Annotated in this window: 16 protein-coding genes and 4 tRNA genes; 2 read left to right on the top strand and 18 right to left on the bottom strand. The window is 45.9% G+C overall.

The window, feature by feature from the left end; all coding sequences use genetic code 11:
* Positions 1 to 108: 108 nt before the first annotated feature.
* From DMO16_RS16425 to DMO16_RS16380, 10 genes are all read right to left on the bottom strand, one after another.
* Positions 109 to 783, bottom strand: a complete 675-nt coding sequence (locus DMO16_RS16425; protein ID WP_206738115.1) for a glycerol-3-phosphate acyltransferase — start codon at positions 781 to 783, stop codon at positions 109 to 111.
* A 70-nt stretch (positions 784 to 853) separates the two neighbouring features.
* Positions 854 to 929, bottom strand: a tRNA-Phe gene (locus DMO16_RS16420).
* 149 nt (positions 930 to 1,078) lie between these two features.
* Positions 1,079 to 1,154: transfer RNA gene (locus DMO16_RS16415), tRNA-Asp, on the bottom strand.
* 110 nt (positions 1,155 to 1,264) lie between these two features.
* Positions 1,265 to 1,339: transfer RNA gene (locus DMO16_RS16410), tRNA-Glu, on the bottom strand.
* Between the two features lie 14 nt (positions 1,340 to 1,353).
* Positions 1,354 to 1,429: transfer RNA gene (locus DMO16_RS16405), tRNA-Lys, on the bottom strand.
* Between the two features lie 598 nt (positions 1,430 to 2,027).
* A complete protein-coding gene (locus DMO16_RS16400) occupies positions 2,028 to 3,314 on the bottom strand; it encodes an adenylosuccinate synthase (protein ID WP_061973137.1) in 1,287 nt (428 codons plus the stop codon).
* A gap of 285 nt (positions 3,315 to 3,599) precedes the next feature.
* On the bottom strand, positions 3,600 to 4,964 hold the full coding sequence (dnaB, locus tag DMO16_RS16395) for a replicative DNA helicase (protein WP_129478644.1): 1,365 nt from the start codon (positions 4,962 to 4,964) through the stop codon (positions 3,600 to 3,602).
* A 98-nt stretch (positions 4,965 to 5,062) separates the two neighbouring features.
* Positions 5,063 to 5,506 (bottom strand): 50S ribosomal protein L9, encoded by a 444-nt coding sequence (gene rplI, locus DMO16_RS16390; protein ID WP_061973133.1) that lies wholly within the window; start codon positions 5,504 to 5,506, stop codon positions 5,063 to 5,065.
* Positions 5,503 to 7,476: a DHH family phosphoesterase gene (locus DMO16_RS16385; RefSeq protein WP_129478642.1), complete on the bottom strand. Its 1,974-nt coding sequence runs from the start codon at positions 7,474 to 7,476 to the stop codon at positions 5,503 to 5,505. The genes rplI and DMO16_RS16385 overlap by 4 nt, the downstream gene beginning before the upstream one ends.
* 11 nt (positions 7,477 to 7,487) lie before the next feature.
* The gene (locus DMO16_RS16380) at positions 7,488 to 8,435 is read right to left on the bottom strand and encodes a YybS family protein (protein WP_129478640.1); all 948 of its coding nucleotides are present in this window, start codon (positions 8,433 to 8,435) and stop codon (positions 7,488 to 7,490) included.
* A gap of 200 nt (positions 8,436 to 8,635) precedes the next feature.
* On the opposite strand from DMO16_RS16380, the gene DMO16_RS16375 reads away from it, so the two are divergent.
* Complete coding sequence (locus DMO16_RS16375) at positions 8,636 to 9,079, top strand: YtoQ family protein (RefSeq protein ID WP_061973127.1); 444 nt, start codon at positions 8,636 to 8,638, stop codon at positions 9,077 to 9,079.
* Positions 9,080 to 9,270: 191 nt separating this feature from the next.
* Here the strand turns inward: DMO16_RS16375 and rpsR are convergent, their stop codons facing one another.
* The 6 genes from rpsR to DMO16_RS16345 form a co-directional block, all read right to left on the bottom strand.
* Positions 9,271 to 9,504, bottom strand: a complete 234-nt coding sequence (gene rpsR / locus DMO16_RS16370) for a 30S ribosomal protein S18 (RefSeq protein ID WP_053356327.1) — start codon at positions 9,502 to 9,504, stop codon at positions 9,271 to 9,273.
* Between the two features lie 58 nt (positions 9,505 to 9,562).
* The gene (gene ssb, locus DMO16_RS16365) at positions 9,563 to 10,072 is read right to left on the bottom strand and encodes a single-stranded DNA-binding protein (RefSeq protein WP_061973125.1); all 510 of its coding nucleotides are present in this window, start codon (positions 10,070 to 10,072) and stop codon (positions 9,563 to 9,565) included.
* A 27-nt stretch (positions 10,073 to 10,099) separates the two neighbouring features.
* Entirely contained in the window at positions 10,100 to 10,387 is a 288-nt protein-coding gene (gene rpsF / locus DMO16_RS16360) for a 30S ribosomal protein S6 (RefSeq protein ID WP_061973123.1), read from the bottom strand.
* Between the two features lie 191 nt (positions 10,388 to 10,578).
* Positions 10,579 to 11,676, bottom strand: coding sequence for a redox-regulated ATPase YchF (ychF, locus tag DMO16_RS16355; RefSeq protein WP_129478637.1), 1,098 nt, complete (start codon positions 11,674 to 11,676; stop codon positions 10,579 to 10,581).
* A gap of 182 nt (positions 11,677 to 11,858) precedes the next feature.
* Positions 11,859 to 12,056, bottom strand: coding sequence for a DUF951 domain-containing protein (locus DMO16_RS16350; RefSeq protein ID WP_061973117.1), 198 nt, complete (start codon positions 12,054 to 12,056; stop codon positions 11,859 to 11,861).
* Between the two features lie 75 nt (positions 12,057 to 12,131).
* Positions 12,132 to 12,932 (bottom strand): mechanosensitive ion channel family protein, encoded by an 801-nt coding sequence (locus tag DMO16_RS16345; RefSeq protein WP_082635877.1) that lies wholly within the window; start codon positions 12,930 to 12,932, stop codon positions 12,132 to 12,134.
* Positions 12,933 to 13,318: 386 nt separating this feature from the next.
* Between DMO16_RS16345 and yyaC the strand changes: the two genes are divergently transcribed.
* Positions 13,319 to 13,960 carry a spore protease YyaC gene (gene yyaC, locus DMO16_RS16340; RefSeq protein ID WP_061973114.1) on the top strand — a complete coding sequence of 214 codons (642 nt, stop codon included), beginning with the start codon at positions 13,319 to 13,321 and terminating at the stop codon, positions 13,958 to 13,960.
* Positions 13,961 to 14,036: 76 nt separating this feature from the next.
* Here yyaC and DMO16_RS16335 read toward each other — a convergent pair whose 3' ends face one another.
* Both DMO16_RS16335 and DMO16_RS16330 read right to left on the bottom strand, forming a co-directional pair.
* The gene (locus DMO16_RS16335) at positions 14,037 to 14,516 is read right to left on the bottom strand and encodes a GNAT family N-acetyltransferase (RefSeq protein ID WP_129478635.1); all 480 of its coding nucleotides are present in this window, start codon (positions 14,514 to 14,516) and stop codon (positions 14,037 to 14,039) included.
* Between the two features lie 81 nt (positions 14,517 to 14,597).
* Entirely contained in the window at positions 14,598 to 15,332 is a 735-nt protein-coding gene (locus DMO16_RS16330) for a DUF554 domain-containing protein (protein ID WP_061973108.1), read from the bottom strand.
* Positions 15,333 to 15,362: the final 30 nt, after the last annotated feature.

Below are 15,362 nucleotides of genomic sequence, written 5' to 3'. Positions count from 1 at the left end.
AATTTTTGGCATGTCTACCCTTTATTTTACCACAATATCTAAATTCTCCATAACGTCAGACTTCTAGGTAAAATGGAATAATCCTCCTTTTCTTTAAGGAGGACGGTTTTATGGTTTCTCTGTCAGACGGAGAGCCAAATCCTCTTTTTGGACATAAACCACCAGTACTGAAATAATCAGCAGCAGTATGGCCGGCGTAAGCACCTGATGGAACGCGTAATGCGCAACCGGCACGGCCAAAAAGGTCACCAGTCCCGCTACCGTCAAGCTCCTGCGCACCGCAAAAAGAACAAGAAACAGGACCGCTGCAGCCGCTGCAATCCGCCAGTCAAACACAAGGATGCCGCCGATAAAGGAGGCGACGCCTTTGCCGCCATGAAACTTCAGGGTGACCGGCCACAAATGCCCCACAATCACCATAAAAAAGGATGCCAGCTGAAGGGCAGGGGAGAAGCCGAATGATTTGGAAAGCTGCACCGCGGCTGCGGCCTTGATCAGATCACCGGCAAGCGTCCATACAAAGCCCCACGGCCCAATGACGCGACCTGCATTCCGTGCGCCAATATTGCCGGTGCCTTCCTTCCGAAGGTCAATCCCCTTTAGCCATTTGGCCACCAGATACCCCGTCATGATGTTGCCGATGAAATAACAGCCCACCACATACAGCACAATGTACACCGTCCCCATGCCTGTCACCCTTCCGTGCGTATCTTTTCTTCTTCCTATTCTATGGGCGAGGCCCGCTGCACGTGTAAATATTAAAAAAATGTAGTAAAAAAGCATGCAGAACGGTAGCTGCATGCCTCTTGTGTCATGATTGTTTTAGGAATAGTAAATTGTTTTGCAAGTAAAATGGTGGCTCGAGACGGAATCGAACCGCCGACACGAGGATTTTCAGTCCTCTGCTCTACCGACTGAGCTATCGAGCCAAGATTTAGTATTTCTGTCCGTCGGTTCCCTGTCTCTTCCTCTACTAGTGGAAGCTGACGTTGTGTATCCGTCGAGACAAATCGTAGCATATTCAAGCTGTAACGCTCTTTGCTACCGAGCCAGGATTTAGTATTACTATGTGAAAAAATGGCGGACCCGACCGGGGTCGAACCGGCGATCTCCTGCGTGACAGGCAGGCATGTTAACCACTACACCACGAGTCCAGTGATACAATCTATATTAAAGAGTAGTTTTTCTTACAAATTTTTTCTATGAAAAAAACTTGGTATTTTTATGAAATAAAAATACTTGGTATTTTTTTTCGAAAAATACTTGGTGACCCGTACGGGATTCGAACCCGTGTTACCGCCGTGAAAGGGCGGTGTCTTAACCGCTTGACCAACGGGCCACTTTGTAAGAAAATGGTGAGCCATGAAGGACTCGAACCTTCGACCCTCTGATTAAAAGTCAGATGCTCTACCAACTGAGCTAATGGCTCTTATTGTTATTCTGTCCGTTGGTACCCTGTCTCTTCCTCTACTAGTGGAAGCTGACGTTGTGTATCCGTCGAGACAACTCGCCGCTCGTTCACGATGTATTGCTCGTGACTGAGCTAATGGCTCTTATTGTTATTCTGTCCGTTGGTACCCTGTCTCTTCCTCTACTAGTGGAAGCTGACGTTGTGTATCCGTCGAGACAACTCGCCGCTCGTTCACGATGGGTTGCTCGTGACTGAGCTAATGGCTCTTATTGTTATTCTGTCCGTTGACCCTGTCTCTTCCTCTACTAGTGGAAGCTGACGTTGTGCGCCTTTTCGGCTGCAAAGTGGTTTTAACACGACAAGAGTTATCTTATCATCGTTTTATATCATTTGGCAAGCTGTTTTTTTAAAAAAGAGTAGAAAAATGTATTTTTTCTTTTAAAAGCAGGGAAGAGGGGGCTGAACCATGGTTTTGGCTCCCCAAAAATCGATTTACTGGCCAGTTTGAGAACTTTGCTGGCCAAACCTGGATTATGTCAACTGCGCTTCATCACAAAAAACAAAAAACCCGGCCTCCGCATCAAAACGGAGCGCCGGGCTCATTAAATTAGAACAATCAAACAAACACGCCGCGGACCATGTTGGTCTGGCTGCGGTCTGGGCCGACAGAGAAGATGGTTAACGGAATACCGGTAAGCTGGGAAACACGCTCTACGTAGTGACGGGCGTTTTCCGGAAGATCGCTTAGTGTTTTCGCGCCTGTGATATCTTCAGTCCAGCCAGGAAGCTCTTCGTATACAGGCTCACATTGTGCAAGAACTTTAAGGCTAGCAGGGAACTCGTTGATCACTTCACCTTTGTACTTGTACGCCACACAGATCTTCAATGTCTCAATGCCTGTAAGCACATCAATTGAGTTAAGAGAAAGATCAGTGATCCCGCTGACACGGCGTGCATGGCGAACAACCACAGAGTCAAACCAACCGACGCGACGAGGACGTCCTGTAGTCGTACCGTATTCGCGGCCGACTTCACGGATTTGATTTCCGATTTCATCAGTTAATTCAGTAGGGAACGGGCCGTCACCCACACGGGTTGTGTAGGATTTGCATACACCGACAACGTGATGGATCTTGGATGGTCCCACACCAGAACCGATGGTAACTCCCCCGGCAATCGGGTTGGATGAAGTTACGAAAGGATAAGTACCCTGGTCGATATCAAGCATTACGCCTTGTGCGCCTTCGAAAAGTACACGGCGGCCTTCATCAAGTGCATCGTTAAGAACAACGGAAGTGTCGCAAACATATTTGGCAATCTGCTGGCCATATCCATAGTATTCTTCAAGGATTTCTTCTTTCGTAAATCCTTCAGACTCATAAATTCGTTCAAACAAGCGGTTCTTTTCAGCAAGGTTGCGCTCAAGCTTCTCTTCGAATACTTCCTTGTCCAAAAGATCCGCGATACGGATGCCGATACGAGCGGCTTTATCCATGTATGCCGGCCCAATCCCTTTCTTGGTGGTACCGATCTTGTTTTCGCCTTTGCTTTCTTCTTCAAGCACATCAAGGCGAAGGTGATATGGAAGGATAACATGCGCACGGTTGGAGATTCGAAGATTTTCGGTGTGGACGCCAAGATCATGCAAGTAAGCAAGCTCTTCCACAACGGCTTTAGGATCAACAACCATACCGTTACCAATCACACAAACTTTATCATCATAAAAAATTCCGGACGGGATCAAGTGCAGTTTATATTTCTTACCGTTAAATACAATAGTATGTCCAGCATTGTTACCACCCTGATAACGGGCAACAACTTCTGCTTTTTCAGAAAGATAGTCGGTAATTTTTCCTTTACCTTCATCTCCCCATTGTGTTCCGACAACGACTACGGATGACATTACGCCAGCACCTCCAAATAATCTTAAAAAACACTTTAATTTGCTAGTAACTTAAAAATCCATGATTAGTTTATCAATTATATAGGCAAAAGTCAATAAAACACGAACATTTTAAAATATTTACAGTTAAGCCGTTCGGTTTTGCGTATGAAACAGCAAAAAGGAGGATGGCTGGCAGCCATTCACCCGCCAAAACCCCATTATTTAAACTAGCACCGCAGAAATCACCCACAGCAAAAAAAAACAGACACCCTCTTACTTGAGAGTGCCTTTTAATCAACAATTTTATGCGCCGGGCGGCATACTGCTTTCGTCATGCCGGCGGTCGAGATTGACGAACTTGTTGTATTCTTTGACAAACGCGAGCTCAACCGTGCCAGTCGGGCCGTTACGCTGTTTGGCAATAATGATTTCGATAATATTTTTACTTTCTGATTCTTTGTCGTAGTAGTCGTCACGGTACAGGAACGCCACGATATCGGCATCCTGCTCGATACTTCCGGATTCACGGATATCCGACATCATCGGACGCTTGTCCTGACGGGATTCCACGCCACGGGAAAGCTGTGACAGGGCAATGACCGGCACCTGCAGCTCACGGGCGAGCGCTTTAAGGGAACGGGAGATCTCGGATACTTCCTGCTGGCGGTTTTCGCCCGCTCTGCCGTTCCCCTGAATGAGCTGCAAATAGTCAATCAGAATCATGCCAAGGCCTTTTTCCTGCTTAAGGCGGCGGCATTTCGAGCGGATATCCCCAATGCGGACACCAGGTGTATCATCAATGAAAATTCCGGCTGCTGACAGGCTTCCCATGGCCATCGTGAGCTTCTGCCAGTCTTCCGGGAGCAGGGAGCCTGTACGAAGCCGCTGGGCGTCAATATTGCCTTCCGCACACAGCATACGCATGACCAGCTGCTCCGCACCCATTTCCAGCGAGAAGATAGCGACATTTTCTTCCGTTTTGGTGGCGACGTTTTGCGCGATATTCAGGGCAAACGCCGTTTTACCCACGGAAGGACGGGCGGCAACAATAATCAAGTCATTTCGCTGAAATCCTGCGGTCATCCGGTCCAGATCGTTGAAACCGGTTGGAATTCCGGTAATGTCCCCTTTGCGGTTATGCAGCTGCTCGATATTATCATAGGCAGCTACCAGTACATCTTTTATGGAAATGAAGGCACCGCCGTTTTTACGGTTGGCTACCTCCAGAATTGTCTTCTCCGCTTCATTTAGGACCGCTTCAACCTCTTCTTCACGGGCGTAGCCGTTGGCCGCAATTTCGGTCGCTGCACGAATCAAACGGCGAAGAAGGGATTTTTCTTCCACGATCTGGCTGTAGTAATCAATATTGGCCGCGGTCGGTGAGCTGCTTGCAAGGTCACTTAAATACGAGACACCGCCGATTTCATCAAGAAGCTTCCGGTCGGCGAGAGCGGCTGTTGCCGTCACAAGGTCGACAGGTTCCCCTTTTTCCGATAAATCGAGCATCACCTGATAAATCCGCTGATGGGAGGCACGGTAAAAATCCTCCGGGATCAAAATTTCCGAAGCGGTAACCAATGCTTCCGGCTCCAGGAAAATAGCGCCCAGAACCGCTTGTTCAGCCTCTATGTTCTGTGGTGGGATGCGATCAACAAAAAGATCACTCATCATTCTTCCTCCTGGTAAGATCTTTTGCCATTTTTGGCAAGAAGACCCTGATTACAGAAGAATGAGACCGGTCAGTTCCGGTCCCATTGGCTTTCTGTTTATGCTTCAACTACATGTACTTTAATCGTTCCTGTCACTTCAGGGTGAAGTTTTACAGGTACGTTGGTATATCCCAACGCTTTAATGGGATTCGAAAGGTCAATTTTTCGCTTGTCAATGGTGACATTCAATTTTTTCAAACCGTCTGCGATCTGTTTGCTCGTAACCGATCCGAACACTCGGCCGCCTTCACCGGCTTTGGTTTTGATTTCAACTTCCATTTTCTCAAGCTTTTCTTTGAGCTGCTTGGCATCTTCCAAAGCGGCTGCTGCTTTTTTCTCTTCACTTTTCTTTTGGCCTTCTACCACAGAAAGGGCACCTTTGGTAGCTTCTGTAGCAAGATTGTTCGGCAATAAGTAGTTGCGGGCATACCCTTCGGATACGTTTTTAATTTCCCCTTTTTTACCTTTTCCTTTTACATCCTGAAGAAAGACTACTTTCATTCTTCTTCTCCCCCTTCGAAGTATTCATCGATGGCCGCTTTTAATTTGGTCTCTGCACCATCGAGCGTTTCATTTTCAAGCTGGCAGGCTGCGTTGGTCAAATGGCCGCCGCCGCCAAGCTGTTCCATGATCATCTGGACATTCACTTCCCCCAGTGAACGGCCGCTGATGCTGATTTTTTGGTCGTGACGCTTCGCAATGACAAACGAAGCGGTCACATCGTTCATTGACAGCAAAATATCCGCTGCCTGGGCAATCATGACCTGCCCGCATTCCTCACCAGGCTCTGCTTTTGAAATCACAACGCCACTCTTATAGGATTTTGCATTTTCAATAAGTTTTGACCGGGTCTTATAGGTTTGAAGGTCTTCCTTCAAGAACCGCTGAACGAGGATGGTATCCGCGCCGTGAGCCCTTAAATAGGAAGCTGCATCAAACGTCCGGGAACCGGTCCTGAGCGTAAAGCTTTTCGTATCCACAATAATCCCTGCAAGCAGGGCTGTCGCTTCGAGCATACGCATTTTAAGCCGCTTCGGCTGATATTCCAGAAGCTCGGTCACAAGCTCTGCGGTTGAAGAAGCATAAGGCTCCATATAGACAAGAACCGGATCTGCGATAAACTCTTCTCCACGGCGGTGATGGTCAATAACCACCACATGGTCAAGCTTGGAAAGCAGGCGTTCTTCCATCACCATGGACGGCTTATGGGTGTCCACGACCACAAGGAGGGTGCCGGCTGTAGAAATTTCAAGCGCTTCTTCCGGCGTAATAAAGTGCTTCCAGAGAGAATCGGTTCCCTTGATTTCATTCATCAGCCGCTGAACACCAGTATCCAGATCAGACGTATCGAGGACGATATATCCTTCTTTTCCGTTAACCTGCGCCACTTTTAAAATTCCCATGGCAGAACCCATGGAATCCATATCGGGGCTTTTGTGCCCCATGATGATCACTTTATCGCTGTCGAGGACAAGTTCGCTTAACGCATGGGAAATGACCCGTGCCCTTACCCGTGTACGTTTCTCCACCGGATTGGTTTTTCCGCCGTAGAAGCGCACTTTTCCGTTTTGCTGCTTGATCGCCACCTGGTCACCGCCGCGGCCAAGCGCAAGGTCAAGACTCGATTGGGCCAGCTGGCCGAGTTCAGGCAGCTCGACCGGACCGGATGCCACACCGATACTCAATGTGAGAGCCACATTTTCTTTTGAAGTGGCATCTCTTACTTCATCCAGCAATGCGAACTTATTTTTTTCAAGCTCATGTAAAATCCTTTTGTTGAAGACGGCTAAAAAACGCTCGGAAGAGGTGCGTTTTAAATAAATTCCATGGTCGGTTGCCCATTTGTTCAGAATGGAAATAACTTTGGAGTTGATTCTCGAACGGAACTGGTCATCAAGCCCCTGTGTAACCTCTTCATAGTTATCAAGGTAAATGAGGCCAAGGCAGGTTTGCTCTTCCTCATACAGATGTTCAACTTCAAGCTGTTCCGTTACATCAAAGAAATAGAGAAGGCGTTCTTCTTTTTTAAAATGCACTTCGAATTTTCTTGATTTTAAATTCACGATTTCTTCCCGTGCATCACTTTTAATAAACGGCACCAGGTCCTCAGAAATAAGATTCAGGGAATGGCCGATGAACGCTTCTTCCCCGACCCAGGCTCCCATGAATGGATTGGCCCATTCAATTTTGTAATCTTCATCATACAGAATGATTCCGATCGGCATTTCCATCAATGCTTCTTCTCCGACCTTTTTAATACGGTGGGATAGCGTGGAAATATAATCGCCAAGGTCCTCCTGGAACGAATTCTCGGCCCGCATCATCAAATAGAAGATCGCGCCCAAGACTACAAAACTGACAGCCCCGAGGACCCACTGGTAGGACATGATGATGATCACTAAAAGGACCGATATGACACACAAGGCTATCTGTGGATAACCATGCCACCGTTTTAATAAAAACTTAGGCATACTTTCAGCTCCTACTGTCTGGTATTTATCCGTTTCTTTATTTCGAACCCTAAGTCAATTATACCTAAGAATTTAACGACTTCCATAATAATCGGCAGAATGGAGGAAGTAAATATTACTAACACAGATATAAATACGGGAACGGCCTTGGGCCAGCCCTTATTTTTGGCATAGCTAAAGATAACGGTAAGACCCTGTACGACAAGTACAAGAGTCAATATGATAAATAAATTGATCATAAGGATGTATAATCCAGACCCTTTGTCCATCTTTATAAAAGAAAGCAAAAGGGCCAAAATGTAATACCACAAAAATGATTTTGGAAACGACCAGTCGCGGAATGGCGGAAATGGCCGGTAGTCGAACCTCATTCTTTTTAACACAAGGGCAGCAAGCCATTGAGTAATTAAGGTGACTGCAATCGCCCCGATGATAATCGCCGTCGGCAGCATGTACGGGATCATGGCCACCTGCTCCCGCATCTGGTCGAGCTGGGGGGACAGATCCTGGCCGCTGTCTTTATAAAACTTGGATGCCTGGTCAATGACACTGGTAAACTGCTTTTGAGCATCCTTTACGATATCAAGGTTCAAGAGAAGCTTTGCAAAAACCAGCAGCATCAGAAAATTAAAGACGCTGGCAAGGCTTCCGCCCAAAAGGACACCAAATGCAGATGTCTTCCTCTTATACAATTCACCCATTATAATCCCCATGAGACCGGATGAGAACGCATAAATAAGTCCTGCTGTTCCTCCCATCACAAAGGATAATACGAGCGTAACCGCCCATACGAGCAGACCCGGCTTCCATCCATGCTTAAATGCAAACAGGATGATCGGAAGCGGCAGTAAAAAATATGTTAATATGCTGATAATCGGCACATTCAGACTGATTAGCATAAGAATAATGTAAACGCCAGCCATTACAGCTCCGTCTACGATGGTTGATGTTTTCCGCAATTGGTTCACCTCTGGCTTTATTGCCTACGGTCCTTATTGTAGTAAATTATTTGCTGTAAATCCAATGATATTCATTAGCTTAACCCTATCTTGCCAAATCTAACATGCACAACAGTATCTACCTTATCATGATGTCCTTTATAATGGAACTGGGACTAGCCAGCTAGTTTACAAACAACCAGGAAAGAGGAGGAGATCTCATGGAGCTTATTGTATATTTGGCAGGACAAATTCATGACGACTGGCGCGAAGAAATCAAATCGCAAGCAAGGGAGCGGGAACTTCCCATCACCTTTGTCGGTCCGATGGAAGACCACGAGCGGTCGGATAATATTGGGGAAGAAATCCTTGGTAAACAGCCCAATGCCGTTTTGAAGGACGAGGCCGCCTCGAGCATCAACAATCTCCGTACAGACATCCTGATCAAAAAAGCAGATGTCGTGATCGCCTTGTTCGGTGAAAAATACAAGCAGTGGAACACAGCAATGGACGCCGCTAGAGCCACTGCCCTGCAAAAGCCTTTGATCCTGATTCGTCCCGAGTCACTGCATCACCCGTTAAAAGAGCTTTCCAACCATGCCAGCCTCGTGGTCGAAACCCCGGAACAGGCAGTCAGAGCCCTCTCCTATATCTTTGAATCGTAATAAAGAAAAGCGGCAAAAATCCAATGGATTTGGCCGCTTTTTTTTGTTGTTCTTTACTTGTTGATTTCCGTTCCAGGATGCTCGCTTTTCCCGTCGGAGTCTCGCACCTTGCACTTCGATCAAAACTTTTCCCGTACAATTAAAAAACACAGCAAAGACTGATCTTTACCGTGCTTTTTAAAAACTGAAATTTATTCAGTTACATATGGTAGCAGCGCCATGAAACGTGCACGTTTGATAGCACGAGTCAATTGACGTTGATATTTAGCAGATGTTCCTGTCACACGACGAGGAAGAATCTTTCCGCGCTCAGATACGAAACGCTTAAGAAGATCCACATCTTTGTAGTCGATGTAAGTGATTTTGTTTACAGTGAAGAAACAAACCTTACGACGCTTTTGGCGTCCACCGCGACGTCCAGCCATGTTTATTTCCCTCCTTCTAATTGAGTTTTTATATGTTGCCGTTCAATGTATGTTTGTCTTAGAATGGCAAATCGTCATCAGAGATGTCGATCGGAGTGCCATCATTGGCAAATGGGTCATCATTAAAGTTACTGCGCTTTTGGTTCTGGTTTTGGTTCTGTTGCTGTCCATAACCGCGGTCACCTGATGGCCCGCCAAAGTTGTTTCCGCCCTGGCTTTGGTACTGTTGTCCTCCGCCCGCATTCGCACTCTTCGGCTCAAGGAACTGGACACTCTCAGCCATAACCTCAGTCACGTATACACGCTGTCCCTGGTTATTGTCATAAGAACGTGTCTGGATGCGTCCGTCTACTCCGGCAAGTGAACCCTTCTTCAAGAAGTTGGCCACATTTTCAGCCGGCTTACGCCAGATTACACAATTGATAAAATCTGCTTCGCGCTCACCCTGCTGATTTGTAAATGTACGATTTACTGCCAAAGTAAAGTTTGCAACTGCCACACCGCTTGGGGTATAGCGCAATTCCGGGTCCTTCGTTAAACGTCCAACAAGGATTACACGATTTAGCATTAGAACCTCTCCTTCAACGTTAAAAAATTATCTCTCGTCTGCAATTGTCATGAAACGAAGAACATCTTCGTTGATCTTCATAAGACGGTCGAATTCATTGATCGCTTCTACAGGAGCATTGATGGTCAATAGCGTGTAATATCCATCACGGTAGTCGTTGATTTCATATGCTAGACGCTTTTTACCCATTTCTTTCTCGTTAGCGATTTCCGCACCATTATCAGTAAGGATCGTCTTCGCTCTTTCTTTCACAGCTTTAAGAGCATCCTCTTCAAGATTTGGACGGACGATGTACATGATTTCGTACTTTTTCATTCCGGTCACCTCCTTTTGGTCTAAACGGCCCAACAATAGGGCAAGGAGTAAACTATCAACATTTCTATACAATCGATAATTAACTCACAATAATGAATTATAGCAAATACCCGTACAAAACACAAGGACATTCAAGGATTAATAGAAAAAAGGAAAAGCAAAAACGCTTTTCCTCTCAAAAACCCACGATATTAAACGTTGAAACGGAAGTGGACGACATCTCCATCTTTCATTTCGTATTCTTTTCCTTCAAGACGCACACGGCCTTTTTCTTTGGCAGCCGCCATGCTGCCGGCGCTCATCAAATCATCATAAGCAACCACTTCAGCACGAATAAATCCGCGTTCAAAGTCCGTATGGATGATCCCCGCACACTGTGGAGCCTTCATGCCCTTGCGGAATGTCCATGCACGCACTTCCTGTACACCAGCTGTAAAGTACGTTGCCAGCCCAAGAAGAGAATAAGACGCACGAATCAGCTGGTCAAGGCCTGCTTCCTGAATACCGAGCTCTTCAAGGAATGCACTCTTTTCGTCACCCTCAAGCTCTGCGATTTCCTCTTCGATCTTGGCGCAAATCACGATGACTTCAGCATGTTCGCGGGCAGCATACTCCCTTACTTTCTCCACATGCTCATTTCCGCCTTCCAACAGATCCTCTTCACTGACGTTTGCCGCATAAAGGATCGGTTTCATGGTAAGCAAGTGAAGGCCATATACAATTTTACTTTCTTCAGGCGTCAGTTCCACGCTTCTTGCCGGAAGTTCATTCAGCAATGCTTCTTTAATTTTCAAAAGAACGCTATGTTCAGCGACAGCTTCTTTGTCTTTTGACTTCGCCAATTTTTCAACCCTGGCAATCCGCTTATCGACGGTTTCCATGTCTGCAAAAATAAGCTCAAGATTGATGACTTCAATATCATCAATCGGATCGACTTTTCCGGAAACGTGCGTGATGTTCTCATCTTCAAAACAACGAACTACCTGAAGGATCGCATCCACCTGGCGGATGTGAGAAAGGAACTTGTTGCCCAGACCTTCCCCTTTGCTTGCACCTTTAACGATACCGGCAATATCCGTAAATTCAAATGCTGTCGGAACCACTTTTTTAGGCTGAACCATCTCTGTCAGCTTGTGCAGGCGGTCATCCGGCACCTCAACAATCCCTACGTTGGGGTCGATCGTACAGAACGGATAGTTTGCAGATTCCGCGCCAGCCTGTGTGATGGCATTAAAAAGCGTCGATTTCCCTACGTTGGGAAGACCGACAATTCCAGTTGTTAAAGCCATTTATTCCACTCCTCATTGATTTCAATCATCATATATTTTGTCGTTCAGTTACTTGTTAGCACATCTTTCATCATTATAGGGTGTTGGCAGGCAAAAAACAAGTTATACAAAAAAGCAGAACCTTCGCTTGAGTACGTCGGTTCTGCTTTTTTTGTTCCACGTGGAACACAGGAAGTATCTTTTTATTCCTGGTTGGATACCAGGACCTTTTTCATTTTCTTCACAAAGTCTCTTCTGGGAATTAGAACACTATGCTGGCAGCCCAAGCATTTAATCCGGATGTCAGCCCCCATGCGGATAATTTTCCAACGGTTGGTTCCGCATGGGTGTGGCTTTTTCATTTCCACTTCATCATTCAAAAAGAACTCTTTTCCTTCCAAGTCCATCACTCCCCAAACGCTCTGCTTTTATATTATTTTATAGAGAAAACCACTTTGACACAATAACTATTATGTTTATTCATGTTCTGCAAGTGTTGTTTTATGATAAGAGACAAGCTTTTGAAAGGGAAGTTCAATGCCTTCCTCATCCAAACGGATTTTGATGGCTTTCTTCAGTTCTCTTGTTATTTTGAAGTGGGTCATGGGAAGCACTTCTGCTGTCACCCGGATCACGACTTCCGTTGCCCCGACTGACTGAATACCGAGTACTTCCGGCTCAGCTACCATTTCTGGATACTCGACGGTTTTTTGTTTCACGACTTCTTCAATGATGTCCTGGGCCCGGTTCACATCCTCTTCATAGGCAATACTGACATCCACAACAGCAATGCTGTTATTAATGGAGAAGTTCGTCACTTCTGTGATGGACGAGTTCGGTATGATATGAAGCTCACCTGTCCACTGTTTGACTTTCGTCGTTCTCAGCCCGATTTCTTCCACCGTACCTTCGAATGCGTTGATTCTTACATAATCCCCTACTGCAAATTGCTGCTCAAATATGATAAAGAAGCCGGTGATAATATCCTTTACCAGACTCTGCGCACCAAAACCGATAGCCAGTCCGACCACACCCGCTCCAGCAAGCAGTGCCTTAACATCAATGTTAAATTCGGTCAGCACCATAAGCAGCGCAATAAAATAAATAAGATAGGCAGCCACATTATCGAGAAGCCGGATCAGTGTATTTTCACGTCGCTCCGACATCCGCAACGGGCTTTTCATCCTGATTTTAAATATATTTGCGATGGTCGCCCTTACAATTTTAACAACGATGGCAGCCCCGAATAAAATAAGGACAATCTTCAGCACTTTCATGCCCAGGTTGATCCATAAATCGCCATTACCAACCTGCTTGTACACTTCCTCTGCCTGCTGGGCAATATTGAGTAGTTCCACTCCGCTCCAACCTCCATATAAATCTTAGCTATGCCTTAATGTACCCAATTTCGGTTGAATTTTCAACGATTAACACATCTTTAAAAGAACCATGGCTTAGAATCCGGAGGAAGGGGGTATAAAACATTTAACTAAAGGAAAGCCAAAAGGCATTACGGGACCAGAAGCACAGCCTGCTCCGACTAAAACTGAATCCTACTCGTTCTGGCGCGTTGAAAAAATGATGGCAGCTAAGTCCTTACTCGATGTATAGTATTGCCAAACAGTCCGTATACTGGTAGTAACATTTTAAAGGAGTGGATTTTATGTTCCTTAAAAGGAAGCTCGTTCCCGATAAACCTTTTCAATATAAAATGCACCATGAGGAAAAAGAAGCTTGTATGCTCATCACAGAAAAAATTGGGAACCTTCTTCCTAATACGCAAACCACTCCAGTGGTTGTGGTTTGCATTGGGACAGATCGTTCCACCGGGGATGCCCTTGGCCCATTGGTGGGTACCAAGCTTCATACCATCAAAGCCTTTCCGTTTCATGTGTACGGGACGCTGGACGATCCGGTACATGCGGTCAACCTGAAAGATAAGCTGAAAATGATTGAACAAAAGCATCCGGATGCTTTTATAATAGGAATTGATGCGTGCCTCGGAAAACTCAACCATGTGGGAATGGTCTCCATTGGGGAAGGACCGGTCAAACCAGGTGCCGGTGTCAATAAGGAGCTTCCGCCGGTTGGCGACATGCATTTAACCGGTATCGTGAACGTCAGCGGATTTATGGAATATTTCGTTCTCCAGAACACCCGCTTAAGCGTTGTTATGAAAATGGCCGAATTGATCGCGGATTCTTTGTATTTCGCATCCATGAGCCAGCGGGTGAAAAAGAACATCACACCGCTTCCCATTAAAGAAGATCTATACGCGATCAATAAAAAGAAGCCCGCCTTTTAACAAATTGAAGTTACACCCATATATAGGTAAATCAAAAACGACCAGATCGCCGTCTGGTCGTTTTCATATGCCTTTATCATTTGATCAAGTTATACCATGTTACACCGCCGTGTTTGGATTCAGAAATGCCATGGTTAACAAATCCCAATTTTTCATAAAAAGAGACTAACTCTTGTTTACACGTTAACGTAATTCCTTCTCTTTCGTTCTCTTTCATAAGCTCTTCCATTTTCTCGATTAAAAGCTTCGCAATCCCTTGATTTCTTGCCTGTTTAGAGACTGCTAATCCCAATACACTCTGATAACCGCCTCTTTTCGGATTTTCTATGATTTCCTTGAAAAGGCCATCGGTGATGTAAGGCTGGTTAATAACAGGTCCATTAATAAACCCTAGAATCTTCCCATCCGTTTCTGCCACAATAAAGGTGTCAGCGATTCGTTGAATCCTCTCCGCAAGCGCTTCTTTTGTCGCAGCTTCTTCTCTCGAAAAGCCTTCGTTCTCGATAACTAACAGCTGCTCTAAATCTGCAGGGTGAACTTTTCTTAAAGAAATCATTTATCAATAACTCCTATCCTGATTGGATTGATTCGCAGCAAAAACACACTCGTCTTCCTTCAAAAAAGTACTAGCATTCTTTTAAAAGGTTCCTCCTGCAAAGGCCGAAAGTTTGTCCCAATAGTAGATAATGCATACGATCAGAATGGTGAACAGCAACGCCGGCAGCAGGTTGGCCACCCGGATGGTGGTGAGGCGGAGAATGTTCAGACCAATCGCAAGGATCATGATTCCGCCTGTTCCGGTAATTTCGATGATAATCTGCTGCATGAGCGCATCCGGGACAAACCGGTCAATCTGGGTGGCAAACAGGGCAATCAGCCCTTGATAGAGCACCACAGGCACAGCTGAGAAAATGACGCCAACTCCAAGTGCTGATGTGAAAAAGATCGCACAAAATCCATCAATCATTGATTTAGTATAAAGTACTGCGTGATCATGTCGCAGTCCGCTATCCAGTGCCCCCACAATGGACATGGCCCCGATCACAAATACGAGCGTGGCGGTCACAAAAGCATTGGCAATGCCGCCTTTTTCCTTGCCGCCGAGCTTGGCCTCAAGCCAGTGTCCCAGTTGGCCAAGCTTTCCTTCCAGATCAAGTTTCTCACCCAGCACACCTCCGATCGCCAGACTGGCGATAACAATTAAAAATTGCTTGCTCTTTAAGCCCATGCCAATTCCAAGAATAATAACAGCCAGGCCCATCGCCTGCATGATGGTTGTTTTTGTTTTTTCGGGAATGTTTCTCCAAAAAAGCCCCAGCAAGCTCCCGATAATAATGGCCAGGCCATTGACCAGTGTCCCTAATAATGCCACTTTTCTTTCCCGCCTTTACCCATGATGTTT

This window comes from Fictibacillus sp. S7, from assembly GCF_004127935.1.
GTDB classification, from domain to species: domain Bacteria; phylum Bacillota; class Bacilli; order Bacillales; family Fictibacillaceae; genus Fictibacillus_C; species Fictibacillus_C enclensis.
Note: the sequence above shows the minus strand (reverse complement) of the source record. Positions and strands in the feature narration are given on the sequence as shown.